Consider the following 23,931-nt stretch of genomic DNA (forward strand, 5'->3'; position numbering starts at 1 on the left):
GGTGCGTAGAAGGAGAGCTGAAAGAAGACAAATACCACCCGATCCTGTCTACGGGGATGTTCTGGTGGCAAAGCTGATAAACAAAGTAATGTGGGACGGAAAGAAGACGATCGCTCAGAAGATCGTCTACGGTGCTTTCGACATCATCAAAGAGAAGATGAAAAAAGATCCTCTCGAGGTCTTCAAGCAGGCTGTTGAGAATGTAAAACCCGTTCTCGAAGTGAGACCAAGAAGGGTTGGAGGTGCAACCTATCAGGTTCCCATTGAAGTTCAAGAACCGCGAAGAACTTCCCTTGCTATAAGGTGGATCGTGGAGGCTGCAAGAGCCAAAAAAGGACGGCCCATGAAAGAGAAGCTGGCCGAGGAGATCATGGCAGCCTACAACAATACGGGTGCGGCCATCAAGAAGAAGGAAGACACCCACAGAATGGCAGAGGCGAACAGAGCTTTTGCGCACTACAGGTGGTGATGGGTTATGAAGAATGTGGAAGCGAGATACGTTGACCTGGACAAGCTTAGGAACATCGGTATAATGGCACACATCGACGCCGGGAAAACAACTACGACGGAGAGGATTTTGTACTACACCGGAAGAAAACACTTCATAGGGGACGTTGACGAAGGGAATACGACCACAGACTGGATGCCTCAGGAAAAAGAAAGGGGCATTACGATACAATCTGCCGCCACGACGTGTTTCTGGAAGGGATATCGAATCAACATAATTGATACACCCGGACACGTTGACTTCACAGCTGAAGTCGAGCGAGCACTTCGCGTACTCGACGGTGCAATAGCCGTCTTCGATGTGACGGCAGGTGTTGAACCACAGTCAGAAACCGTTTGGAGGCAGGCAGACAAGTACAACGTCCCCAGGATAGCCTTCATGAATAAGATGGATAAAGTTGGAGCAGATTTCCACATGGCGGTCGAGACGCTTGTTACAAAGCTCAGGGCCAACCCTGTACCCATTCAAATGCCCATTGGAAGTGAAAAAGATTTCCAAGGAATAATAGACCTCATAAAAATGAAGGCGATCTATTGGATCAGTGAGGATGGTGCTGTGTACGAAGAGAGGGAGATTCCAGAGGAGCTGAAAGAAGAGGCAGAATTGAGAAGAGAGGAGATGCTGGAGAAATTGGCGGAGCTGGATGAGACAATACTCGAGAAATATCTTGAGGGAGAAGAGATCACAGAAGAGGAAATCAAGAAGGTATTGAGAAAAGCCACTATAGAGAACAAAGCAGTTCCCGTTCTATGCGGTGCAGCAAAGATGAACAAAGGAATACAACCCCTGCTGGACGCCGTTGTGGATTATCTTCCGTCTCCTCTAGATCTTCCACCAGTAAAAGGTTGGAGAGTCTCTAATGGCGAGGTCATTTACAGAAAACCGGATGAAAGCGAGCCATTCACAGCCCTTGTCTTCAAGGTCCAGGTAGACCCATACATAGGGAAACTGGTGTACTTCAGAGTATACTCTGGAAGGCTAGAAAAAGGAAGTTACGTGTACAATTCCACAAAAGATCAGAAGGAAAGAATTTCCAGGATTGTCTTCATGCATGCTGACAAGAGAGAAGAGGTCGATTACGTCAGGCCGGGTGATATAGCAGCAGGAGTTGGGCTGAAAGTTTCTCAGACGGGAGACACTCTCTGTGACGAGAAAGAACCAATCGTTCTGGAGAAGATTGATTTCCCAGAGCCAGTCATATCTCTTGCCATCGAACCGGTGACGAAAAACGACGAAGGCAAGCTGGTAAAAGCGCTTCTGGCACTGTCTGAAGAAGACCCTACTCTGCAGGTGAAAGTGGACAAAGAAACCGGAGAGACGATAATCTCCGGTATGGGAGAATTGCATCTCGAAATAATCGTCGACAGATTGAAGAGAGAATTCGGCGTCAACGTCAGAGTCGGGCAACCCCAGGTGGCCTACAGAGAGACCATCAAAAAAACTGCCGAGGCAGAAGGGAAGTACATCAGACAAACCGGTGGTAGAGGACAATACGGTCATGTTATCCTTAGAATTGAACCTATACCGGAGGAAGAGGATAAAAACTTTGAATTCATCGATAAAACTGTTGGTGGTGTAATTCCAAAGGAGTTCATGCCTGCCATCGAAGCGGGGATCAAAGAAGCGATGTTGTCAGGCCTTCTTGCAGGGTATCCTGTTGTGAGAATAAGAGCGATCGTGCTCGACGGATCATACCACGAAGTTGACTCGTCTGAGATGGCCTTCAAAATAGCTGCCTCTATGGCGTTTAAAGAGGCAATGAGAAAGGCACAACCCATCCTTCTTGAACCGATCATGAAACTGGAGATCACCACCCCGGAAGAGTACATGGGGAACATCATCGCTGACCTCAATTCCAGAAGGGCGAAGGTGGAATCTCTCGAAACGAGAGGCCACTTGAAGGTTATAGTGGCAAAAGTTCCTCTCTCTGAAACGTTTGGATATGCCACAACACTGAGATCTTTGAGCCAGGGAAGAGCGAGTTACATCATGCAGTTCTCTCACTATCAAGAGGTCCCGGAGAAAATCGCCGAGAAGATCATTAAAGTTGTTTAAGGAGGGAGAATATGGCGAAGGAAAAGTTTGTAAGAACAAAACCCCATGTTAACGTTGGAACCATTGGACATATCGACCACGGAAAATCCACACTGACAGCAGCCATAACGAGGTACCTCTCTCTCAAAGGTCTTGCACAGTACGTACCTTACGATCAGATCGACAAGGCTCCTGAGGAGAAGGCAAGAGGTATCACCATCAACATCACACATGTTGAATACGAAACGGAGAAAAGGCACTACGCACACATCGACTGTCCTGGCCACGCCGACTACATCAAGAACATGATCACTGGTGCTGCCCAGATGGATGGAGCCATTCTTGTCGTTGCCGCAACCGATGGACCCATGCCACAGACGAGGGAACATGTGCTCCTCGCAAGGCAAGTTGAGGTTCCTTACATGATCGTTTTCATCAACAAAACGGACATGGTCGATGACCCTGAACTCATCGAACTTGTTGAGATGGAAGTGAGGGACCTTTTGAGCCAGTACGAATATCCCGGCGACGAGGTACCTGTTATAAAAGGATCCGCGTTGAAAGCCCTTGAAGCCCCGGATGATCCAAACCACGAAGCCTACAAACCTATTCAGGAGCTGCTCGATGCTATGGACAACTACATTCCCGATCCTCAGAGGGAGGTTGACAAACCGTTCCTCATGCCCATTGAGGATGTCTTCTCCATCACAGGAAGAGGAACCGTTGTCACCGGAAGGATTGAAAGAGGAAGAATCAAACCTGGTGACGAAGTTGAGATCATAGGACTCAGTTACGAGATAAGGAAAACGGTTGTAACAAGCGTTGAAATGTTCAGAAAAGAACTCGATGAGGGTATCGCCGGAGACAACGTGGGATGTCTGCTCAGAGGTATCGACAAAGATGAAGTTGAGAGAGGGCAGGTTCTTGCGGCACCCGGAAGCATCAAACCTCACAAAAGATTCAAAGCGGAAGTCTACGTTTTGAAAAAGGAGGAAGGCGGAAGGCACACACCGTTCACGAAGGGTTACAAACCTCAGTTCTACATAAGAACCGCTGATGTTACAGGAGCAATTGTGGGACTTCCAGAAGGAGTCGAAATGGTGATGCCTGGAGACCACGTTGAAATGGAAATAGAACTCATCTACCCTGTGGCCATCGAGAAAGGACAGAGATTCGCTATAAGAGAAGGCGGAAGAACGGTTGGAGCTGGTGCCGTCACAGAGGTTATTGAGTGAGGGGGAATTTTCCCCCTCCTTCCTAAGAGAAGAGGGAGGGTGCTTAGAATATGCCTGGACAGAAGATAAGGATAAAACTCAAAGCCTACGACCATGAGTTGCTTGATGAATCTGCAAAGAAAATAGTAGAGGTTGCAAAATCAACAAACTCTAAGGTGTCCGGTCCAATTCCTTTGCCCACTGAACGGACACTTTACTGTGTGTTGAGATCTCCTATGAAACATAAAGACTCCAGAGAGCATTTCGAGAAGAGAGTTCATAAAAGGCTGATAGACATCATAGATCCATCTCCAAAAACCATCGACGCTTTGATGAGGATAAATCTCCCAGCAGGTGTCGACGTTGAGATCAAACTGTAATCCCTGGAGGTGTCTTTGATGAAGATGATAATAGGAAGAAAAATCGGCATGACGAGAGTCTTTGTTGGTAACGAAGCGGTCCCGGTTACTGTCATAAAAGCAGGCCCTTGTGTTGTTGTTCAGAGGAAAACAGCTGAAAAAGATGGATACAACGCTGTTCAACTTGGATTTGAAAAAGCAAAAAAGGTGAACAAGCCTCTTGCCGGTCACTTCAAAAAGTTCGGTGTTGAACCGATGAAGATACTCAAGGAGTTCAGAGTAGACAACCCCGACGAATACGAACCCGGACAGGTTATAAAGGTCGATATATTCGAGAAAGGGGAATACGTGGACGTTACCGGTTGGTCCAAGGGAAGAGGATTCGCAGGAGCAATGAAAAGATGGGGATTCAGTGGTGGTCCAAGGAGCCATGGTTCCAAATTCCACAGAGAACTTGGATCCGTCGGTCAACATACTGAACCTGCAAAGATATGGAAAGGCAAAAAAATGCCAGGAAGATATGGAAACGAGAGGATAACCATCAGAAATTTACAGGTCATAGACGTCGATCCAGAAAATGATCTAATAGCGATTAAAGGTGGAGTCCCTGGAGCGAGGGGCGGACTTGTTCTGATCAGAAGCGCCAAAGCCCCGAAAAAGTAACAGTGGAGGAGGAATAGAAGATGGCTCAGGTAGACCTTTTTAACGTGAAGGGAGAGAAAGTCGGTACTCTGGAGATCAGTGATTTTGTCTTCAACATCGAACCGAACTATGACGTGATGTGGAGATATGTGGACATGCAGCTCTCCAACAGGAGGGCTGGTACTGCCTCTACAAAAACAAGAGGTGAGGTCTCCGGCGGTGGTCGAAAACCTTGGCCACAGAAACACACAGGAAGAGCAAGACACGGATCCATAAGATCTCCTATCTGGAGACATGGAGGCGTAGCCCACGGTCCAAAGCCAAGAGATTGGAGCAAGAAACTCAACAAAAAGATGAAGAGACTCGCACTGCGATCCGCCCTGTCTATCAAGTTCAGGGAGAGCAGACTCCTGGTACTCGAAGATCTGAAGTTCGAAAGGCCGAAAACGAGGTCCTTGAAAGAAGTTCTTCAGAATCTTGATCTCGCCGATAAAAAAGCTTTGATCGCTCTTCCGTGGAAAGAAGAAGGCTACATTAACGTGAAACTCTCTGGAAGAAATCTTCCAAACGTAAAAGTGATAATAGCGGATAATCCAAACAACAGCAAAAATGGTGAAAAAGCGGTAAGAATAGATGGTCTCAACGTTTTTGACATGCTCAAGTACGATTACCTGATTCTCACCAAAGATATGGTCTCCAAGATAGAGGAGGTGCTCGGAAATGAAGCAAGAAAAGCTCTCACTGAATGATGTGCTGGTCAGACCCATAATCACAGAAAAAGCTTTGGGACTCCGGGAGCAAAGGAAATACGTCTTCGAAGTGAATCCGCTTGCGAACAAAAACCAAATAAAGGAGGCAGTGGAAAAAATATTCAACGTCAAGGTGGAGAAGGTGAACGTCATCAACATTAAACCCAAGCCAAAGAGAAGGGGTATATTCGAAGGAAGGACTCGCAGCTGGAAAAAGGCAATAGTAACTCTCAAAGAAGGTTATACCATCAAAGAGCTGGAAGGCGAACATTGAGAGGGGTGAAGTCATGGGACTCAGAAGATTTAAACCAGTTACCCCGGGCAGGCGTTTCATGGTAATCTCTGATTTTTCCGATATCACAAAAACGGAGCCGGAAAAGTCCTTGCTTGCTCCTTTGAAGAAGACAGGCGGTAGGAACCATCACGGCAGAGTAACCGTCAGACACAGGGGTGGAGGACACAAAAGAAGATACAGGATCATAGATTTCAAGAGATACGATAAAGCTGGGATTCCTGCAAAGGTCATGGCTATCGAATACGACCCGAACAGATCTGCCAGGATAGCGCTTCTTTTTTACGCGGATGGAGAGAAGAGGTACATCCTTGCTCCGAAAGGTATCAAAGTTGGTGACACGCTCATGAGTGGTCCTGACGCAGAGATAAAACCTGGAAACGCCTTGCCACTGGAGAAGATTCCCGTTGGAACGCTCGTACACAACGTTGAGTTCATTCCTGGCAAGGGAGGCCAGATTGCGAGAGCAGCCGGGACTTACTGCCAGATTATGGCAAAAGAAGGAGATTACGCATTGTTGAGGATGCCGTCCGGGGAACTGAGAAAGATCCACGTTAAATGTTATGCAACGGTGGGTATGGTCGGTAATGAGGATCACAAAAACGAAGTACACGGAAAAGCGGGAAGGGTGAGGTGGCTGGGCAGGAGACCACATGTCAGGGGAGTTGCCATGAACCCGGTGGACCATCCACATGGCGGTGGTGAAGGCAGAGGCAAAGGACATCATCCAACCAGTCCCTGGGGCTTGCCCACCAAGGGTTACAAGACGAGACGCGGCAAGAAGCCATCTGACAAATTCATCGTCAGAAGGAGAAACGAAGTGTAAGGAGGTGAATTGAGTGGGTCGCTCTAAGAAGAAGGGCCCCTATGTAGATAGAAAACTCTTGGAGAAGATCAGAAAACTCAACGAAACAGGAGAAAAGAAAGTAATAAAGACCTGGAGCAGGGCCTCCATGATCATACCCGAGATGGTTGGGCACACGATAGCCGTTTACAACGGTATGAAGCACATACCAGTTTACATCACAGAAAACATGGTAGGACACAGACTTGGGGAGTTTGCCCCAACCAGGAGATTCGGAGGTCACGCTGACAAAAAGGCGAAAAAAGGCGAATTGAAGAAGTGAGGAGGGGAACCAATGAGGCTCCAGATACCGAGGAACGGGCTGAAGCGTTCGCTTTTCCATAGAAAGAGAAAGGAACTTCTAGCTTCTCTTCCGAGGATAGAAGCCAGGGCTGTTGCAAAGTATATCCGCATTTCTCCAAGAAAAGCGAGGGCAGTGGCGAACACGATAAGAGGAAAGTCCGTTGAAGAAGCGTTCCAGATACTCGCGTTCTCTCCCAAAAAGGCTGCCAGGATCATCGAAAAGGTCCTGAAATCAGCTGTTGCGAATGCTGAGAACAATTTCGGCCTCGATGCCGATAATCTTTACGTTGCTGAGTGTTATGTGAACGATGGGCCAAGACTGAAAAGAATCTGGCCCAGGGGACGAGGAAGAGCAGACATAATTAAAAGGAGAATGTCTCATATCACCGTTGTTGTAAGAGACCGCACCAGGGAAGAAGAGTATAGAAGAGCTCTGGAGGAACTAGAAAAAAAGATATTATCCAAAGAGTGAGGTGATAAAGTGGGTCAGAAGGTGCATCCCCGAGGATTCAGGCTCGGACTGAGCGCCGATTGGCAGGCAAAATGGTTCAACGAGAAAAACTACAAGGAATGGCTCCTCGAAGATGAAGAGATAAGGAAGATAATAAAGAACAAGTACTACCACGCTGGAATTAGCGAAGTCTACATAGAAAGGCCCGATGCTGAAAGGGTCAACATCACGGTGAAAACGGCAAGGCCTGGTATCATCATAGGAAGGAAAGGAACGGAAATTACGAGTTTGAGAGAAGAGCTGGAAAAGAAGTTCAACAGAAGAATGATTATTAACATTGAAGAAATAAAAACGCCCGAACTCGATGCACAACTTGTTGCTGAATCTATAGCCTCTCGTATAGAAAAAAGAGCATCTTACAAAGTAGCTATGAAAAGAGCCATCACAAACGCCATGAGAAAAGGCGCTCAGGGAATAAAGGTGATGGTCGCCGGAAGACTCGGTGGCGCGGAAATAGCGAGGAGAGAATGGTACCTCAGGGGAAGACTTCCGCTTCAAAAGATAAAGGCGATCATAGACTACGGAACGGCTGTCGCTTGGACAAAGTACGGTACCATTGGTGTCAAAGTGTGGATTTACAAAGGAGACGCTGATATCTAAGGGAGGTAATCACCATGTTGATGCCCAGAAGGGTTAAGTATAGAAAGCAACAGAGAGGAAGGTTGAAGGGAAAAGCAAAAGGAGGAACTCTCGTTCAGTTCGGTGAATGGGGTCTCAAGGCGCTTGAACCGGCCTGGATAACAGCCCAGCAGATAGAGGCCTGCAGAATAGCAATGATGAGGGTTATGAAAAGAGCAGGTAAGATTTGGATAAGGATATTCCCCGACAAACCTTACACGAAGAAACCCGCTGAATCCAGGATGGGTAAGGGAAAGGGAAACGTGGAAGGATGGGTTGCCGTTGTGAAACCTGGAAAGATCCTCTTCGAAATAGCCGGCGTGAATGAAGAAACGGCTCACGAAGCTCTCAGATATGCTGCCAGCAAATTGCCGATTGCCACGAAGATAGTACCCCGTCATCACATTGGGGGTGAAGCGGTATGAAGGCTTCTGAGCTCAGAAATTACACGGATGAAGAACTGAGAAATCTCCTTGAAGAGAAGAAGAAGCAACTGATGGAGTTGAGGTTCCAGCTGGCTATGGGGCAGTTGAAGAACACCTCACTCATAAAACTGACAAAAAGAGACATCGCGCGGATAAAGACCATTCTCAGGGAGAGGGAGCTAGGTATAAGGAGGTGAAACCATGCCCAGGAAACGAATGATAGGAACGGTCGTGAGCGATAAAATGGATAAAACAGTCGTTGTGGCAGTGGAAAGGTATGTGCAGCATCCTCTTTATAAAAAATACATCAAGAGAACCAAGAAGTACCACGCCCATGATGAGAAGAACGAATGCAAAGTAGGGGATGTCGTTGAAATAGAAGAGACCAGACCTCTCAGCAAGACCAAAAGATGGAGAGTTGTGAGGATCATAAAGCGATTTGAACCTGAGAAAGTTTTGAAGGAAGAAGAGGAGGTCCAGGACGAGCTTGAAGAAATCGAAAGGGAAGTGGTCGAGGAAAAAGGAGGGGCTGAGTCATGATCCAACAGGAGACCTATCTCAACGTGGCTGACAATTCTGGCGCCAAAAAGCTCAGGGTTATAAGAGTTCTCGGTGGTTTCCACAAAAAGTACGGAACGATTGGGGACATTGTAGTGTGTTCTGTCAGGGACGCTATTCCCAATTCCGACGTGAAAAAAGGTGATGTGGTAAGAGCAGTCATTGTGAGAACGAAAAAAGAGATCAGAAGAAGCGATGGTACTTACATCAGATTCGACGATAACGCGGCCGTTCTCATCGACAAATTCAACGCCCCAAGGGGAACGAGAATATTTGGACCCGTCGCTAGGGAACTTCGTGAAAAAGGCTTCATGAAAATCGTGTCTCTCGCACCAGAAGTTTGGTGAGGTGATATGAAGATGAGGATAAAAAAGGGAGATTTGGTCGAAGTGATCTCTGGGAAAGATAAGGGAAAGAGAGGAAAAGTTCTCAGAGTTCTGCCGAAGGAGAACAAGGTGATAGTCGAAGGTGTGAACATGGTGAAGAAGCATCAAAGGCCCATCCCTCAACTTCGGGAAGGTGGAATTATAGAGAGGGAAGCACCGATTTATGCCTGTAAGGTCATGGTTGTCTGTCCCGCTTGCGATAGAAGAACGAGAGTGGGGTACAAGTTTACTGAGGATGGAAAAAAGGTGAGATATTGTAAAAAGTGTGGTGAGATCATTGACAAAGATTGAGGGAGGAATCGGTATGAGATTTGAATACGTTCCTCTGAAGGAAAAGTATGAAAAGGAGATTGTTCCCGCTTTGATGAAGGAATTCAACTACAAGAACATCCATCAGGTACCCAAACTGGTCAAGATCGTTGTGAACATGGGAATCGGAGAAGGCGCCAGAAACTACGATCTCATTGAAAAACACGCGAACGAACTCGCAAAGATCACCGGACAAAAACCTGTTGTCACCAGGGCAAGGAAGAGCATATCCAACTTCAAAATAAGGAAGGGAATGCCAATCGGTCTCAAGGTCACCCTCAGGAAGGCGCTGATGTACAACTTCCTCTATAAGCTCATAAACATCGTGCTTCCGAAGGTGAGGGACTTCAGAGGACTGGATCCGAACTCTTTTGACGGAAGAGGGAACTACTCTTTCGGCCTCTCCGAACAACTGGTATTTCCGGAGCTGAGCCCCGATGAAGTGAGAAGAATCCAGGGAATGGACATCACGATCGTCACGACCGCAAAAACGGATCAGGAAGCCAAGAGACTTCTTGAACTCTTTGGAATGCCTTTCAAAAGAGGATAAATGGAGGTGAGATAAATGGCCAAGAAAGCGATGATAGAAAGATGGAAGAAACCCAAAAAATACAAGGTTCGTGAGTATACCAGGTGTCATATCTGTGGACGTCCAAGGGCAGTTTATCGAGAATTCGGTCTTTGCAGGGTTTGCTTTAGAAAGCTTGCCCTGGAGGGAAAGCTCCCCGGCGTCCGGAAGGCAAGTTGGTAAGGGAGGGATGGTACTGTGTGGAGTGATCCAATTGCCGATATGCTAACGAGGATCAGAAATGCAAACATGGTTTTCAAAGAATATACCGACATTCCCGCTTCCAATCTCAAAAGAAAGATATGTGAAATCTTGAAAAGGGAAGGTTTCATAGCCGACTACAAATACATTGAGGATGGGAAACAGGGCATACTGAGAGTCTATCTCAAATACAAAGGTGGTAGAAAGAACAGGGAAAGGGTTATCCATGGAATTGTCAGAGTTTCACACGCGGGAAGAAGAGTCTACGTTGACAAAGACCACATACCCAAAGTAAAAAATGGCCTTGGAATAGCTATACTCACCACTTCAAAGGGTGTTCTCACGGACAAAGAAGCGCGTCAGCTTGGAGTTGGTGGAGAAGTAATCGCCTACGTCTGGTGAGGAGGTGTCTTGAATGTCTCGACTCGCAAAAAAGCCCATAGATATTCCTCAGGGTGTCACCGTTGAAGTGAAGGACAGTACTGTTAAAGTGAAAGGTCCCAAGGGGGAGCTGACTCAGGAATTTCTCCCTTACGTGAAGATAGAGGTTGAAGATGGGAAAATCTGGGTAAGACCAAACGAGGATCAGGTCAGGAGAAAGTCTGACTGGAGAAAAGTAAAGATGTTCCAGGGAACTTATTGGTCTCTCGTCAGGAACATGGTAATCGGTGTTACAGAAGGTTACAAAAAAGAGCTTGAAATAGTAGGGATAGGCTACAGGGCGCAGCTTCAGGGAAACACCCTCGTGATGAACCTTGGTTACGCACACCCCGTTGTCTACGAGATACCAAGTGACGTGAAAATAGAAGTCCCGGCCCCAAACAGGATCATCGTCTCCGGCATCGACAAACAGAGAGTAGGACAGGTGGCGGCTGAGATAAGGGCATTCAGGCCACCGAACGTTTACACCGGTAAGGGTATCAGGTACGTCGGTGAAGTGGTGAGACAGAAGGAAGGTAAGAAAGCATAAAAGGGGGTTGTTGTATGATAAAGAAGGAGTCCAGAAACGAGCGAAGAATCAGAAGGCACAAAAGGGTCAGAAAGAAGGTCTTTGGTACTCCCGAAAGACCCAGGCTTTGTGTGTTCAGAAGTAACAAGCACATATATGCCCAGATCATAGATGACACAACAGGACATACTCTTGTTTTCGCATCCACACTCGATCCCGAGCTGAGAGAGAATCTTCAAAAAACATGGAACGTAGAAGCTGCAAGGAAAGTAGGTCTTCTCATTGGGAAAAGAGCCCTTGAAAAGGGAATAAAGAAGGTCGTGTTCGACCGAGGAGGATACAAATATCACGGTAGGGTCAAAGCTCTGGCAGATGGAGCCAGGGAAGCTGGACTCGAATTCTGAGGGAGGGTGATACTGTGGAAACACAGGAGGTCATGAAAGAAATTCAATATGAGGAGTTTGAAGAGAAGATAATAGAGATCAGAAGAACGTCTAAGGTTACAAAAGGTGGGAAAAATCTCAGCTTCAGGGTCGTCGCTGTTGTTGGAAACAAAAACGGTAAAGTCGGTCTGGGAATAGGCAAAGCAAGAGAAGTTCCAGAGGCCATTAGGAAGGCTATCTCCGAGGCCAAAAAGAATGTGATAGAAGTTCCCGTAATCAACGGTACGATCCCCCACGAGGTGATCGGAAGACAGGACGCTTCTAAGGTGCTTCTAAAACCTGCTGCACCAGGTACGGGTATCATAGCGGGTGGAACGGTACGAGCAGTCGTGGAACTCGCTGGAATTCAGAACATCCTCACGAAAGCACTCGGGTCCACCAATCCTCTGAACCTCGCGATGGCTACGATAGACGGACTGAAAGAACTTCTTGATCCAAGAAAAGTAGCAAAGCTCAGAGACATCACAGTTGAAGAAGTGTACAAAGGTGTGAGGAGGGAGAACAATGCCTAAAAAACTGAAAATAAAACTCGTAAAAAGCCCCATTGGTTACTCGTGGGATCAAAAAGACACGGTGAAAAGACTTGGACTCAGGAGGATGAATCAGGTGGTCATCAAAGATGACTGCCCTCAAATCAGAGGAATGATCAGAAAGGTCAAGCACCTCGTAGAGGTGGAAGAGGTCGAGGAAGGGGGTAGCGACGCATGAGGCTTGAGGACTTAAGACCTACTCCCGGAGCCATGAAAAAAAGAAAGAGAGTAGGAAGAGGTCCAGGCTCCGGCCATGGAAAAACGAGCGGAAGAGGGCACAAAGGTCAGAAGGCAAGAGGAACTGGAAAGGTTCACCCCTGGTTCGAAGGAGGACAGACTCCCCTTCAGAGGAGGCTTCCTAAGAGAGGCTTCAAGAACATAAACAAGAAGGTCTACGCCGTTGTGAACGTCAAAGTACTCGAGGAAAAGTTCGAGGCAAATGAGGAGGTCACACCTGAAAAACTCCTCGAGAGAAAGATCGTAAAGGATATGAAGGACGGTATAAAAATACTCGGAGATGGAGAACTCACCAAACCTCTGACCGTCAAAGCACACGCTTTCAGCAAGAGCGCGTTGGAGAAGATAGAAAGCGCTGGTGGTAAGGCTGAGGTGATATAAATGTGGCAAGCCCTCAGAAACGCTTTCAAAATACCGGAGCTGCGGAGCAGGATAATCTTTACCTTCCTCGCTTTGATCGTTTTTAGGATGGGGATCTACATCCCCGTTCCTGGTTTGAATCTGGAAGCGTGGGGGGAAATCTTCAAGAGGATAGCAGAAACAGCTGGTGTTGCCGGTATTCTAAGTTTCTACGATGTGTTCACTGGAGGTGCCTTGAGTCGATTCTCTGTCTTCACCATGAGTGTCACACCCTACATTACTGCATCGATCATACTTCAACTTCTTGCCTCCGTCATGCCTTCATTGAAGGAGACACTCAGGGAAGGTGAAGAGGGAAGAAAGAAGTTTGCAACCTATACAAGACGTCTTACACTCCTGATAGGAGGCTTCCAGGCGTTTTTCATATCTTTTTCTCTTGCTCGGTCGAACCCCGACATGGTGGCTCCCGAAGTGAACGCACTCCAGTTCATTATCCTTTCTACCATATCCATGCTGGCGGGAACGATGTTTCTGCTCTGGCTCGGTGAAAGAATCACTGAAAGAGGTATAGGTAACGGTATTTCCGTTTTAATCTTCGCGGGAATAGTGGCGAGGTACCCTAGCTACGTCAGAAGGGCCTACCTCGGTGGTCTTAACATACTGGAGTGGATCTTCCTGATCGCTATTGCTCTCATTACCGTCTTTGGTATCATCCTTGTTCAGCAAGCAGAAAGACGGATCACCATCCAGTACGCAAGAAGGGTTACTGGGAGAAGAGTCTATGGAGGAGCGAGCACTTACCTACCTATAAAGGTGAACCAGGGTGGTGTGATTCCGATCATCTTCGCGAGCGCTATCGTTTCGATACCATCGGCAATAGCTTCCATGACGAACAACGAAACACTCAAGACTCTCTTCAGAGCAGGAGGTTTCCTCTATCTGCTTATCTATGGTCTACTCGTTTTCTTCTTCACCTACTTCTACAGCGTTGTGATATTCGATCCCAGAGAAATATCCGGTAACATCCAGAAATACGGTGGATATATTCCCGGTTTGAGGCCAGGAAGGTCAACCGAGCAATATCTCCACAGAGTGCTGAACAGGGTCACGTTCATTGGAGCGGTCTTTCTTGTCGTCATAGCGCTTCTTCCGTACCTGGTCCAGGGAGCCATAAAGGTGAACGTTTGGATCGGAGGAACGTCTGCTCTGATCGCCGTCGGTGTCGCTCTAGATATAATTCAGCAGATGGAAACACACATGGTGATGAGGCACTACGAAGGTTTCCTCAAAAAAGGTAGAATAAGGGGGAGAAGATGATGGCATACCTGGTGTTTCTCGGACCACCGGGTGCTGGAAAGGGTACATACGCGAAGCGGATTCAGGAAAAAGCGGGTATCCCGCATATATCCACCGGTGACATCTTCAGAGAGATTGTGAAGAAAGAAAATGACGAACTTGGAAAGAGAATAAAGGAGATAATGGAGAAAGGAGAACTGGTTCCCGACAAACTGGTGAACGAGGTTGTAAAGAGAAGACTTTCAGAGAAAGACTGTGAGAAGGGTTTCATCCTGGATGGATATCCGAGGACTGTGGCTCAGGCAGAATTTCTCGATGATTTCCTGAGTTCTCAAAACAAGCAGCTCACAGCCGCCGTTCTTTTTGACGTTCCAGAGGACGTGGTTGTCCAAAGACTCACCGCAAGGAGGATTTGTCCGAAATGTGGTAAGATCTACAACATGATCTCCCTTCCCCCAAAAGAAGATGAAATGTGCGACGACTGCAAGGTGAAACTCGTACAGAGAGACGACGACAAGGAGGAAACGGTGAGACACAGGTACAAGGTTTATCTCGAGAAGACACAGCCCGTGATAGATTATTACGAAAAGACAGGGTTGTTGAGGAAGATCGATGGTACCATAGGGATTGACAACGTTGTCTCTGAAGTTCTTAGAATAATGGGGTGGAGTGGTGAATGATAAGGATAAAGACACCTTCAGAGATCAAAAAAATGAGACGTGCTGGAGAAGCGGTAGCTGTTGCTTTGCGTAAGGCAAGGAAAGCTGTTCTTCCTGGAAAGAGTGCTTGGGATGTTGAGAGAATCGTTCTGGAGGTCTTCAAAAAGTATGGAGTAAAACCGGCTTTCAAAGGTTACAACGGATACAAATACGCAACTTGTGTTTCGGTCAACGAAGAAGTTGTTCATGGTTTGCCGTTGAAAGAGAAGGTCTTCAGGGAAGGGGACATCGTATCGATCGACGTAGGGGCGGTGTATCAAGGACTTTACGGAGATGCGGCGGTCACCTACATAGCTGGTGAAACCGACAAGAAAGGAGAAGAGTTGGTGAGGATAACAAGAGAAGCCCTTGAAAGAGCCATAAGAATCATAAAACCAGGAATCAGGCTTGGAGACGTGTCCTACTGTATACAAGAATTCGTTGAGTCAGCTGGTTTCAATGTTATCAGGGACTATGTGGGACACGGTGTGGGAAGAGAGCTCCACGAAGATCCTCAGATTCCGAACTACGGCACACCGGGGACGGGGATCGTTCTTCGTAAGGGAATGACACTGGCCATAGAACCTATGGTGAGTGAGGGAGACTGGAGGGTTATTGTGAAGGACGATGGATGGACCGCTGTGACCGTGGACGGTTCAAGATGTGCTCATTTTGAACACACTGTATTGATTGCAGAGAGTGGAGTGGAGATATTGACCAAGGAGGGATGAAATGGGAAAGGATGATGTCATTCGAATGGAAGGTACGATAATAGAGGCTTTACCAAATGCCATGTTTAGAGTAGAATTAGACAATGGTCATAAGGTCCTGGCTCACGTGTCTGGCAGGATGAGGAAGCATTTCATAAGATTGGTGCCGGGTGATCGTGTTATCGTTGAACTTTCTGTGTACGATCTTACCCGTGGCAGAATCGTTTATAGGAAGAAACCGGAATGAAAGGAGTGAAGGAGCATGAAAGTGAGAGCTTCTGTCAAGAAGAGATGCGAGCACTGCAAAATAATCAGAAGGAAAAAGAGAGTTTACGTCGTCTGCAAGGTTAACCCCAAACACAATCAAAAGCAAGGTTGAGAAGGAGGGAAATGAATGGCTCGTATCGTAGGTGTCGAGCTACCCAACAACAAAAAGGTCTGGGTTGCACTGACCTATATCTACGGGATCGGTAGAAGTAGATCCCTTGAAATACTGAAAAACACGGGCGTGGATCCAGACAAGAGAGTAGGCGAACTCACCGATGAAGAAATAAGTAAGATAACCAAGTACATCCAGGATCATTTCAAAGTCGAAGGTGAATTGAGGAGTGAAGTGGAAAGCAACATCAGAAGACTCATAGAGATAGGATGTTACAGGGGTATAAGACACAAACTCGGCCTTCCAGTAAGAGGTCAGAAAACTCGATCCAATGCGAGGACCAGAAAAGGTCCAAGGCCCAGCAGGATAAAGACCAAAAAGAGGACTTCATGAAGGAGGGAAATAAATGGCCAGAAAGAGAGGAACGTCGGCTAGAAAAAAACAGAAGAAGCTCAGTTTCGACTACGGAATTGTCCATATAAAATCCACCTTCAACAACACCATCATCACCCTCACGGACAAGGATGGAAACACTCTGACGTGGGCTAGCGGAGGCACTGTCGGTTTCGAAGGAACCAGGAAAGGAACCCCGTATGCCGCGCAGTTGGCTGCTGACAAAGTAGCCAGAGAAGCCCTCAGGATGGGCATAAAGAAGGTGGACGTTCTGGTCAAAGGACCTGGTCCGGGAAGAGAACCTGCTATCAGAACACTTCAAGGAGCCGGTCTCGAGATCAACCAAATAAAGGACGTTACACCCATTCCTTTCAACGGTTGCAGACCCAAAAAGAGGAGAAGAGTGTGAGGAGGGAAGAGAATGGCAAGGTATACGGGACCCGTCTGCAGGCTTTGCAGAAGAGAGGGCATGAAGCTTTACCTCAAAGGTGAAAAATGCTATACCGACAAATGTCCATTTGATAGAAGGCCGTACGCTCCAGGCCAGCATGGACAAAGAAGAAGAAAGCTCACTCAGTACGGGATACAGCTCAGGGCTAAGCAAACGGTCAAAAGAATATACGGTATCCTCGAAAGACAGTTCGAAAGGTACGTTGAAAAGGCCATGAGGAAAGCAGGCGATACTCGAGAAAACCTGATTCAGCTTCTCGAAGCCAGGCTTGATAACGTGGTATACAGAATGGGTTTTGCTATCAGTCGAAGACAGGCAAGACAGCTCGTCAACCATGGTCACTTTCTTGTGAATGGGAAAAAGGTTGACATACCAGGCTACCTTCTGAGACCGAACGATGTGGTGGAGGTCAGGGAGAAGAGCAGAGATCTTGAGGTGATCAAAAAGGCCATAGAGCTCAACAAGGAAAGGAACACGGTTCCTTGGATAGAGGTTGACTTTGACAACTACAGGGGAACCTTCTTGAGGTATCCGAGTCTTGAAGAAGTTACAGACCTCCCGGTCGACTTGCAAACCGTCATCGAATTCTACTCGAGGTGATGAGAATGATAGAGTTTGTGATGCCGAAAAGGCTAAGAGTGGAGGAAGAGCGAGAAGAGAAAGATTACTACTACACCAGATTCTCGCTCTCGCCACTTGAAAAGGGATACGCCATAACCATTGGTAATGCTTTGAGAAGGGTCCTCCTTTCCTCTATACCCTCGCTTGCGGTCGTTGGGGTGAGATTCATAAAGCCAGAGAAGTACCACGAGTATGATTACATCGAGGGAGTCAAGGAAGACATTCTTGACATCATATTGAACCTGAAGAAAGTCCAGTTCCGTGTGAACGTGACTGTCAAAGATAGAATTAAAATGGAAGTGGAAAAGAAAGGACCGGGTGAGCTCGTGGCTGGTGACATAAAGACACCTGCTGGTATAGAGGTAGCAAACCCGGATCTTCATATAGCGACTCTGAATTCAAAAGCCGATCTCTTCTTCGAAATCTACGCTGAAGTTGGAAAGGGCTTTGTCCCGGTTTTAGAAAGGGAAGAAAAGCCCGAAGTGGGATGGATACCGATCGACGGTGTCTTCAGTCCAGTTATGAAAGTGAATTTCTTAACGGAGAACGTACGTGTGGGAAAGAGAACAGACTACGACAAACTCATCCTCGAGATATGGACAAAAAAGTCGATAAGACCCGAAGAAGCGTTGCAGAAGGCGGCTGACATTTTGATAAACCATTTCAGGATAGTCATGGAGGGACTCCCGGAGCTGAAGATATCCGAGGAGTACGTCATCACTGCAGAGGACGAAGAAGAAATTGCAGCCGCTGTTGAAGGAGAGGAACAAGAAAGAGGGGAACACCTGGATGTGTACAGCAAGAAGATAGACGAACTGGAACTGTCCGTGAGATCTCTGAACTGCCTCAAGAGAGCGAAAATAGAAACGATAGGTGATCTGATGAGCAGAACAGAAGATGAGCTCTTGAAGATCAAAAATTTCGGACAGAAATCTCTCGACGAGGTCAAAAAGAAGTTGAAGGAAAAATTTGGACTCGAGCTCAGGAAGGGGGAATGAGAGATGAGGCATAGGATGAAGAGACACAAGCTAGGAAGGTACGGAAGTCACAGAAAAAGCCTTTTGAGGAATCTCTCAAGAGAGATAATTGAACACGGATCCATCGTGACCACCACAGCCAAAGCGAAAGCATTGAAAACATTCATGGATAAGCTCGTTAGCAAGGCAATAGAAGCTGCCACAACCGGCGATAAAGCAAGAGGCGTTCATCTGAGAAGACAGATCAACGCGGTCCTTGGGGACAGAAGGCTCACAAACAAACTGGTGGACGAAATAGCGAAGAATTATGCTGGAAGGAGAGGCGGTTACGTGAGAGTACTTCGAATAGGTTTCAGGAGAGGAGACGCCGCCGAAATGTCTCTCGTTCAGCTAGTGGAGGCATCCAGTCAGGAGGACTGATGCCTCCTTTTTTCTTTCCCGCCTTTTCCTCCTTCCACCAATCCCTAGGGAGGTGGAAAGTTGTCAGAAGAACAAAAGACCATTAGCATATCGGAGCTGGAGTCGATGAATATAAAACAGCTCTACGAAATAGCAAAATCCCTAGGTATTCCTCGATACACCTCTTTGAGAAAGCGAGATCTCATATTTGCAATTTTGAAAGCACAAACGGAATCCTCTGGTTACTTCTTCGGTGAAGGCGTTCTGGAGATACACCCAGAGGGCTTTGGTTTCCTCAGACGTATCGAAGACAATTTACTTCCGAGCAACGATGACATATACATTTCCCCTTCTCAGATCAGAAAGTTCAATCTGAACACAGGAGATATCATATCGGGTGTCATAAGAAAGCCGAAAGAGGGAGAAAAGTACTTCGCCATGATAAAAATCGAAGCCATAAATTACCGTCCGGTCGAAACGGCCAGCGAAAGGGTGAATTTCGACAATCTCACACCGGACTATCCAAGGGAACGCTTCATCCTTGAAACCGATTCGAAGATATACTCCACGAGGCTGATAGATCTCTTCGCCCCCATTGGAAAGGGCCAGAGGGGAATGATCGTTGCTCCACCCAAGACGGGGAAAACCACTATCTTGAAGGAGATAGCAAATGGCATAGCAGAGAATCACCCAGACACCATAAGGATCATCCTTCTCGTCGATGAAAGACCCGAGGAAGTGACGGATATAAGAGAATCCACGAACGCCATTGTCATAGCAGCTCCCTTCGACATGCCACCTGACAAACAGGTGAAAGTTGCAGAGCTCACCCTCGAGATGGCAAAACGCTTAGTTGAGTTCAACTATGACGTGGTTATTCTCCTTGACAGCTTAACAAGGCTTGCAAGGGTCTACAACATAGTTGTTCCCCCGAGTGGAAAACTTCTGACGGGTGGTGTGGATCCTGCTGCTCTGTACAAGCCGAAGAGATTCTTCGGAGCAGCAAGGAACACAAGAGAAGGTGGTAGCCTCACGATCATCGCCACTGCTTTGGTAGAAACCGGATCGAAGATGGACGAGGTTATATTCGAAGAATTCAAGGGAACGGGTAATATGGAACTCGTCCTTTCCAGACAGCTAGCGAACAAGAGAATATTTCCCGCTATCAACCTTCTCCTTTCTGGGACCAGGCGGGAGGAACTTCTTCTGGATGAAGAAGCACTGAAAAAGATATGGCTCCTCCGAAGGATGCTCTCCGCCATGACAGAGGAAGAGGGGCTGACTTTGATTCTTAACAAGCTTGCTGAAACATCTTCAAACGAGGAGTTTTTGAAACTGATAGACAAGGAAAAAGCAAGGTACTGATCATACCAGGGGGTGCTGGAGTTGAAACTGATAGGTGTTGATCTCGGTGGAACAACGTTCTCGGTGGGACTGGTGAGTGAAGACGGAAGGATACTGAAAAAAATCACCCGAGACACACTCGTTGACAATGGAAAAGATGACGTGATCAGAAGGATATCAGAAGCAATCCTTGAGGTATCTGTCGGTGAGGAAACTCCCTATGTTGGGATAGGCTCTCCCGGTTCGATAGACAGGGAGAACGGTATTGTGAGGTTCTCTCCGAACTTTCCAGACTGGCACAATGTTCCCCTGACCCAGGAGATATCGAAACTTACAAAAAAGAAAGCTTTTCTCGAAAATGACGCGAACGCCTTCGTTCTCGGCGAGAAATGGTTTGGAGCAGGAAAAGGTCACAACCACATTGTAGCTCTAACACTTGGAACGGGAATTGGCGGGGGTGTTGTAACCCAAGGGCAGCTTCTCACGGGTAAAGATGGAATAGGAGCAGAACTGGGGCACGTGGTCGTTGAACCAAACGGTCCCATGTGCAACTGCGGCACGAGGGGTTGCCTTGAGGCGATAGCCTCTGCAACGGCAATAAGGAGATTCCTCAGAGAGGGTTATAAGAAGTACCACGATTCTTTGGTTTACAAACTGGCAGGTTCTCCAGAGAAGGCAGATGCCAAGCACCTCTTTGACGCTGCAAGGGAAGGAGATCGGTTCGCTCTCATGATAAGAGACCGGGTAGTGGACGCACTGGCACGGGCTGTAGCCGGTTACATTCATATATTCAATCCCGAGGTGGTCATCATAGGCGGTGGTATCTCCAAAGCGGGAAGCGTTCTGTTCGACCCCCTGAGGGAAAGGGTGATAGACTATATCATGCCTTCTTTTGTGGGAACTTATGAAATAGTGGCGAGTCCTCTTGTCGAAGACGCTGGTATCCTTGGTGCAGCCTCGATAATAAAAGAGAGAATAGGGGGCTAAAGCATGAAAGTGAAAATTCTCGTCGACAGTACCGCAGATGTTCCGTTTTCCTGGATGGAGAAATACGACATGGACAGCATTCCCCTTTACGTGGTGTGGGAAGATGGTACCACTGAACCCGATGAGAGAACACCAGAAGAGATACAAAGTTTCTACAGAAGAATAAAAGAGGCGATCAGTGTTCCAAGGACCTCTCAACCGAGTGTGGAGGACTTCAAAAAGAGATATTTAGAATACAAAGAGAAAGGATACGATGAGGTTCTGGTTTTCACCATATCCTCCAAACTTTCTGGGACCTACAACTCTGCTGTCCTTGCTTCAAAGGAGGTGGACATTCCCGTACGCGTTGTTGACACCCAGCTTGCTTCTGGAGTTGTCCCCTTACCGGCACGAGTAGCACGAGAGATGTTGGAGAAAGGAGCAACTGTTGAGGAAGTTTTGAAAGAGCTCGACGAAAGGATGAAGAACAAGGATTTCAAGGCGATTTTCTATGTCTCGGATTTCAACTACCTTGTCAAGGGTGGAAGGGTGACAAAATTTCAGGGGTTTGTGGGAAATCTCCTCAAAATAAGGGTGTGTGTACATATAGAGAATGGAGAGCTGATACCCTACAGGAAGGTCAGGGGAGACAAAAGGGCAATTGAGGCTCTCATAGATAAACTGCGTGAAGATACACCGGAGGGTTCCAGACTCAGAGTGATAGGAGTTCATTCGGACTGTGAGGTGGGTGTTGTAGAACTTCTGAACACACTCAGGAAGAGCTATGAGATTGTCGATGAGATAATCTCACCTATGGGAAAGATCATCACGACTCATGTGGGACCCGGGACGGTTGGCTTTGGAATCGAGGTTTTAGAACGAAGAAGATAAAAACGCCAATGAACACCAGAATGTCCCCCACGCTTATAACGAACTTTCTCTCCCACGGAAAATAGACGGGAATGTAATCTGCCAACATAGTTTTCCAGGAGAATTTGGTGAACGTGCTGTGCTTGAAATCCAGGCCGAGGTTGAGGAGTCTGAGTGTTGGTTCCCAAACCGGCATCTTTCCGCCGTTCACACTCATAGTGAACCCGTTTAAGACAGCCCCTACGGCCATGATTTTAAAACCGGGAAGCTTTCTGTTCCACACGAAAAACAGAAATAGCATGAAAAAAGAAACGGGAACGGTGATCGCTTTCCACGGAAGAAGTTGAAGGACGAATGGAACAGCGAAAAGATAAAGCCCTCTGTACTCGTACTTCAGAATGTTTTTGATGTTCCCAGTGATCAGTGAAAGGGTCAGGGCAATCACAAACACGTCAATCATCATCTTTTTTTTCCTCTCCTTTCTCCTCTTCATCGAGTATTTCAAAGAGAAGCTTGACAAGGTCTGGATCGAGCACTGTACCACTCATTTGTTTTATCATGATTTCCCTCGCCTGCTCCTCCGTGAGAGCCTTTCTATAAGGTCTGTCACTTGTGAGAGCTTCGTACACATCGGCAACTGCTATGATCCTGGAGGGTAGAGGTATCTCTCTTCCCTTTAACCCATCAGGGTATCCTGTACCATCCCACCTTTCATGATGGTGTCTCACCCACTTGCTTTCTCTGTTGTTGAATATATCCACTTCCCTTAAGATGTCTTCACCCATGACTGGATGGTTCTTCACTATGCTCATCTCCTCTTTTGAAAGGATAGTGGGCTTTTTCAAGATGTGATCGGGTATTCCGATCTTTCCTATGTCATGCAGAAATGCCGCGTTGTAGATTCGATCCACCTTCTTGGGTGAGAATCCAAGTTTTCTTGCCATCTTCTTTGCAAGTTCTGCCACTCTTTCACTGTGCCCGCGGGTGTACTCATCCTTCTCTTCTAAGCTTTTCGCAAGAAGTTTCAGGTGTTCCAGCTTTGCCTCGTAGTATCTGTACCTGTAGTAGTTTCCAATTTGAATAGAAAGGACGGCAGCAAGAGAGACAGGGATGGCGATGAAACCGATGTACTGATAGAGGATGTAGATGACGGCAATGACAGGAATCATGAGGGCCATGCTTGTGACGGGGCCGGAAAGAACTTTAAAAGCGGTTTCTCGGATGTCGTCTCTAGAGAGGATATAAACGGCAAGGAAAACAAAGACATTGTTGATAAAAAAGTAAACGAAGGTGCTCAACAATACAGCAAAGGTATTTTGAAGACTACTTTGGCCAGATAGTCCGTGGAACAACAAGCTTGTGATGTAGGTGGTTATAGCCAGCTGGGAAAAATTGAATATGTATCGACTGATGGGATATTTCTCTCCCAGAAAAACTTTTATCAATTTGAGAAAAATACCAGATGTAGCAGCCACAAGGGAAGCTTCAAAAGGATTTAGAAGAACTGCCGCGAAAATATTAACAATGAAGACAGCTGATGTCTCTACTTTTCCTTTTGTGAATTCAAGAGTTTTTATATTGACACTATCGAAGAACAAATTTGTCAGGAAAAAGATGAAAACCAATCTCAATTGGTGGACCTTGAAGTAGTGGATATTTGTGGATAGCAATCCTAGATACACCCCGAGTATCGTCAAGGAATAAAGAAGAAAATTCCTTTCTGTTTTGTCTTTCCTTTTCACCTCTTCACTCCTCTCAAAAACCTGGGGCAGGGGGAAGTTGGGCTT

39 protein-coding genes are annotated in these 23,931 nt (G+C 46.9%); 37 read left to right on the forward strand and 2 right to left on the reverse strand.

The window, feature by feature from the left end; genetic code table 11:
* The first annotated feature begins 1 nt into the window (after position 1).
* The 37 genes from rpsG to J7K79_RS02475 are packed head-to-tail and all read left to right on the forward strand — an operon-like array spanning position 2 to position 22,165.
* On the forward strand, positions 2 to 469 hold the full coding sequence (gene rpsG, locus J7K79_RS02295) for a 30S ribosomal protein S7 (RefSeq protein WP_296904698.1): 468 nt from the start codon (positions 2 to 4) through the stop codon (positions 467 to 469).
* 6 nt (positions 470 to 475) lie between these two features.
* Positions 476 to 2,563, forward strand: coding sequence for an elongation factor G (fusA, locus tag J7K79_RS02300; protein ID WP_296904700.1), 2,088 nt, complete (start codon positions 476 to 478; stop codon positions 2,561 to 2,563).
* 11 nt (positions 2,564 to 2,574) lie between these two features.
* Positions 2,575 to 3,777, forward strand: coding sequence for an elongation factor Tu (gene tuf / locus J7K79_RS02305; protein ID WP_296904703.1), 1,203 nt, complete (start codon positions 2,575 to 2,577; stop codon positions 3,775 to 3,777).
* A 50-nt stretch (positions 3,778 to 3,827) separates the two neighbouring features.
* Positions 3,828 to 4,136: a 30S ribosomal protein S10 gene (rpsJ, locus tag J7K79_RS02310; protein ID WP_004081837.1), complete on the forward strand. Its 309-nt coding sequence runs from the start codon at positions 3,828 to 3,830 to the stop codon at positions 4,134 to 4,136.
* 18 nt (positions 4,137 to 4,154) lie between these two features.
* Entirely contained in the window at positions 4,155 to 4,778 is a 624-nt protein-coding gene (gene rplC / locus J7K79_RS02315; protein ID WP_296904714.1) for a 50S ribosomal protein L3, read from the forward strand.
* A 20-nt stretch (positions 4,779 to 4,798) separates the two neighbouring features.
* Positions 4,799 to 5,506: a 50S ribosomal protein L4 gene (gene rplD, locus J7K79_RS02320; RefSeq protein ID WP_296904716.1), complete on the forward strand. Its 708-nt coding sequence runs from the start codon at positions 4,799 to 4,801 to the stop codon at positions 5,504 to 5,506.
* Positions 5,478 to 5,780: a 50S ribosomal protein L23 gene (gene rplW / locus J7K79_RS02325; RefSeq protein ID WP_296904717.1), complete on the forward strand. Its 303-nt coding sequence runs from the start codon at positions 5,478 to 5,480 to the stop codon at positions 5,778 to 5,780. Before rplD ends, rplW begins: the two co-directional genes overlap by 29 nt.
* A 13-nt stretch (positions 5,781 to 5,793) precedes the next feature.
* Complete coding sequence (rplB, locus tag J7K79_RS02330) at positions 5,794 to 6,624, forward strand: 50S ribosomal protein L2 (protein ID WP_296904719.1); 831 nt, start codon at positions 5,794 to 5,796, stop codon at positions 6,622 to 6,624.
* 13 nt (positions 6,625 to 6,637) lie between these two features.
* Entirely contained in the window at positions 6,638 to 6,925 is a 288-nt protein-coding gene (rpsS, locus tag J7K79_RS02335; protein WP_296904721.1) for a 30S ribosomal protein S19, read from the forward strand.
* A gap of 12 nt (positions 6,926 to 6,937) precedes the next feature.
* Complete coding sequence (gene rplV, locus J7K79_RS02340; RefSeq protein ID WP_296904723.1) at positions 6,938 to 7,417, forward strand: 50S ribosomal protein L22; 480 nt, start codon at positions 6,938 to 6,940, stop codon at positions 7,415 to 7,417.
* A gap of 9 nt (positions 7,418 to 7,426) precedes the next feature.
* Positions 7,427 to 8,056, forward strand: coding sequence for a 30S ribosomal protein S3 (rpsC, locus tag J7K79_RS02345; protein WP_296904725.1), 630 nt, complete (start codon positions 7,427 to 7,429; stop codon positions 8,054 to 8,056).
* 14 nt (positions 8,057 to 8,070) lie between these two features.
* Positions 8,071 to 8,499 carry a 50S ribosomal protein L16 gene (gene rplP, locus J7K79_RS02350; RefSeq protein ID WP_296904727.1) on the forward strand — a complete coding sequence of 143 codons (429 nt, stop codon included), beginning with the start codon at positions 8,071 to 8,073 and terminating at the stop codon, positions 8,497 to 8,499.
* Complete coding sequence (rpmC, locus tag J7K79_RS02355) at positions 8,496 to 8,696, forward strand: 50S ribosomal protein L29 (RefSeq protein ID WP_296904729.1); 201 nt, start codon at positions 8,496 to 8,498, stop codon at positions 8,694 to 8,696. Before rplP ends, rpmC begins: the two co-directional genes overlap by 4 nt.
* Positions 8,697 to 8,700: 4 nt before the next feature.
* Positions 8,701 to 9,039 (forward strand): 30S ribosomal protein S17, encoded by a 339-nt coding sequence (gene rpsQ, locus J7K79_RS02360; protein ID WP_296904731.1) that lies wholly within the window; start codon positions 8,701 to 8,703, stop codon positions 9,037 to 9,039.
* Complete coding sequence (gene rplN / locus J7K79_RS02365; RefSeq protein ID WP_296904733.1) at positions 9,036 to 9,404, forward strand: 50S ribosomal protein L14; 369 nt, start codon at positions 9,036 to 9,038, stop codon at positions 9,402 to 9,404. Before rpsQ ends, rplN begins: the two co-directional genes overlap by 4 nt.
* Before the next feature lie 12 nt (positions 9,405 to 9,416).
* Positions 9,417 to 9,734: a 50S ribosomal protein L24 gene (rplX, locus tag J7K79_RS02370; protein ID WP_296904735.1), complete on the forward strand. Its 318-nt coding sequence runs from the start codon at positions 9,417 to 9,419 to the stop codon at positions 9,732 to 9,734.
* Between the two features lie 13 nt (positions 9,735 to 9,747).
* A complete protein-coding gene (gene rplE, locus J7K79_RS02375) occupies positions 9,748 to 10,302 on the forward strand; it encodes a 50S ribosomal protein L5 (RefSeq protein ID WP_296904737.1) in 555 nt (184 codons plus the stop codon).
* A gap of 15 nt (positions 10,303 to 10,317) precedes the next feature.
* On the forward strand, positions 10,318 to 10,503 hold the full coding sequence (locus J7K79_RS02380) for a type Z 30S ribosomal protein S14 (protein ID WP_008195018.1): 186 nt from the start codon (positions 10,318 to 10,320) through the stop codon (positions 10,501 to 10,503).
* 15 nt (positions 10,504 to 10,518) lie between these two features.
* A complete protein-coding gene (gene rpsH, locus J7K79_RS02385; RefSeq protein WP_015919499.1) occupies positions 10,519 to 10,923 on the forward strand; it encodes a 30S ribosomal protein S8 in 405 nt (134 codons plus the stop codon).
* Positions 10,924 to 10,936: 13 nt separating this feature from the next.
* Positions 10,937 to 11,491 (forward strand): 50S ribosomal protein L6, encoded by a 555-nt coding sequence (gene rplF / locus J7K79_RS02390; RefSeq protein ID WP_296904745.1) that lies wholly within the window; start codon positions 10,937 to 10,939, stop codon positions 11,489 to 11,491.
* Between the two features lie 14 nt (positions 11,492 to 11,505).
* On the forward strand, positions 11,506 to 11,874 hold the full coding sequence (gene rplR, locus J7K79_RS02395) for a 50S ribosomal protein L18 (protein ID WP_296904748.1): 369 nt from the start codon (positions 11,506 to 11,508) through the stop codon (positions 11,872 to 11,874).
* A gap of 32 nt (positions 11,875 to 11,906) precedes the next feature.
* Positions 11,907 to 12,425 (forward strand): 30S ribosomal protein S5, encoded by a 519-nt coding sequence (rpsE, locus tag J7K79_RS02400; RefSeq protein WP_296904832.1) that lies wholly within the window; start codon positions 11,907 to 11,909, stop codon positions 12,423 to 12,425.
* The gene (rpmD, locus tag J7K79_RS02405) at positions 12,418 to 12,621 is read left to right on the forward strand and encodes a 50S ribosomal protein L30 (protein ID WP_296904750.1); all 204 of its coding nucleotides are present in this window, start codon (positions 12,418 to 12,420) and stop codon (positions 12,619 to 12,621) included. Before rpsE ends, rpmD begins: the two co-directional genes overlap by 8 nt.
* Positions 12,618 to 13,061, forward strand: coding sequence for a 50S ribosomal protein L15 (gene rplO / locus J7K79_RS02410; protein ID WP_296904752.1), 444 nt, complete (start codon positions 12,618 to 12,620; stop codon positions 13,059 to 13,061). Before rpmD ends, rplO begins: the two co-directional genes overlap by 4 nt.
* Complete coding sequence (secY, locus tag J7K79_RS02415) at positions 13,062 to 14,357, forward strand: preprotein translocase subunit SecY (RefSeq protein ID WP_296904754.1); 1,296 nt, start codon at positions 13,062 to 13,064, stop codon at positions 14,355 to 14,357. It abuts the gene before it with no gap.
* A complete protein-coding gene (locus tag J7K79_RS02420; RefSeq protein WP_296904756.1) occupies positions 14,354 to 15,016 on the forward strand; it encodes an adenylate kinase in 663 nt (220 codons plus the stop codon). The genes secY and J7K79_RS02420 overlap by 4 nt, the downstream gene beginning before the upstream one ends.
* Entirely contained in the window at positions 15,013 to 15,765 is a 753-nt protein-coding gene (map, locus tag J7K79_RS02425; RefSeq protein WP_296904758.1) for a type I methionyl aminopeptidase, read from the forward strand. The genes J7K79_RS02420 and map overlap by 4 nt, the downstream gene beginning before the upstream one ends.
* A 1-nt stretch (position 15,766) precedes the next feature.
* Positions 15,767 to 15,991 carry a translation initiation factor IF-1 gene (infA, locus tag J7K79_RS02430; RefSeq protein WP_296904760.1) on the forward strand — a complete coding sequence of 75 codons (225 nt, stop codon included), beginning with the start codon at positions 15,767 to 15,769 and terminating at the stop codon, positions 15,989 to 15,991.
* Positions 15,992 to 16,006: 15 nt separating this feature from the next.
* Entirely contained in the window at positions 16,007 to 16,123 is a 117-nt protein-coding gene (gene rpmJ / locus J7K79_RS02435; RefSeq protein ID WP_038067439.1) for a 50S ribosomal protein L36, read from the forward strand.
* 15 nt (positions 16,124 to 16,138) lie between these two features.
* Entirely contained in the window at positions 16,139 to 16,516 is a 378-nt protein-coding gene (rpsM, locus tag J7K79_RS02440; protein ID WP_296904766.1) for a 30S ribosomal protein S13, read from the forward strand.
* Between the two features lie 13 nt (positions 16,517 to 16,529).
* Positions 16,530 to 16,925, forward strand: coding sequence for a 30S ribosomal protein S11 (gene rpsK, locus J7K79_RS02445; RefSeq protein WP_296904768.1), 396 nt, complete (start codon positions 16,530 to 16,532; stop codon positions 16,923 to 16,925).
* 12 nt (positions 16,926 to 16,937) lie between these two features.
* The gene (gene rpsD, locus J7K79_RS02450) at positions 16,938 to 17,567 is read left to right on the forward strand and encodes a 30S ribosomal protein S4 (protein ID WP_296904769.1); all 630 of its coding nucleotides are present in this window, start codon (positions 16,938 to 16,940) and stop codon (positions 17,565 to 17,567) included.
* Between the two features lie 5 nt (positions 17,568 to 17,572).
* On the forward strand, positions 17,573 to 18,586 hold the full coding sequence (locus J7K79_RS02455) for a DNA-directed RNA polymerase subunit alpha (protein WP_296904771.1): 1,014 nt from the start codon (positions 17,573 to 17,575) through the stop codon (positions 18,584 to 18,586).
* 3 nt (positions 18,587 to 18,589) lie between these two features.
* Entirely contained in the window at positions 18,590 to 18,985 is a 396-nt protein-coding gene (rplQ, locus tag J7K79_RS02460; protein ID WP_296904773.1) for a 50S ribosomal protein L17, read from the forward strand.
* Between the two features lie 60 nt (positions 18,986 to 19,045).
* On the forward strand, positions 19,046 to 20,329 hold the full coding sequence (gene rho / locus J7K79_RS02465) for a transcription termination factor Rho (protein WP_296904775.1): 1,284 nt from the start codon (positions 19,046 to 19,048) through the stop codon (positions 20,327 to 20,329).
* A 21-nt stretch (positions 20,330 to 20,350) separates the two neighbouring features.
* Positions 20,351 to 21,295, forward strand: a complete 945-nt coding sequence (locus tag J7K79_RS02470; RefSeq protein WP_296904777.1) for an ROK family protein — start codon at positions 20,351 to 20,353, stop codon at positions 21,293 to 21,295.
* Between the two features lie 3 nt (positions 21,296 to 21,298).
* A complete protein-coding gene (locus J7K79_RS02475; protein ID WP_296904779.1) occupies positions 21,299 to 22,165 on the forward strand; it encodes a DegV family protein in 867 nt (288 codons plus the stop codon).
* Here J7K79_RS02475 and J7K79_RS02480 read toward each other — a convergent pair.
* Together J7K79_RS02480 and J7K79_RS02485 are read right to left on the reverse strand one after the other, a co-directional pair.
* Positions 22,101 to 22,607 carry a DUF5317 domain-containing protein gene (locus J7K79_RS02480; RefSeq protein ID WP_296904781.1) on the reverse strand — a complete coding sequence of 169 codons (507 nt, stop codon included), beginning with the start codon at positions 22,605 to 22,607 and terminating at the stop codon, positions 22,101 to 22,103. The genes J7K79_RS02475 and J7K79_RS02480 overlap by 65 nt on opposite strands.
* On the reverse strand, positions 22,597 to 23,886 hold the full coding sequence (locus J7K79_RS02485; protein WP_296904783.1) for an HD-GYP domain-containing protein: 1,290 nt from the start codon (positions 23,884 to 23,886) through the stop codon (positions 22,597 to 22,599). Before J7K79_RS02485 ends, J7K79_RS02480 begins: the two co-directional genes overlap by 11 nt.
* Between the last annotated feature and the right edge of the window lie 45 nt (positions 23,887 to 23,931).

Source organism: Thermotoga sp. (genome assembly GCF_021162145.1).
GTDB lineage: Bacteria > Thermotogota > Thermotogae > Thermotogales > Thermotogaceae > Thermotoga.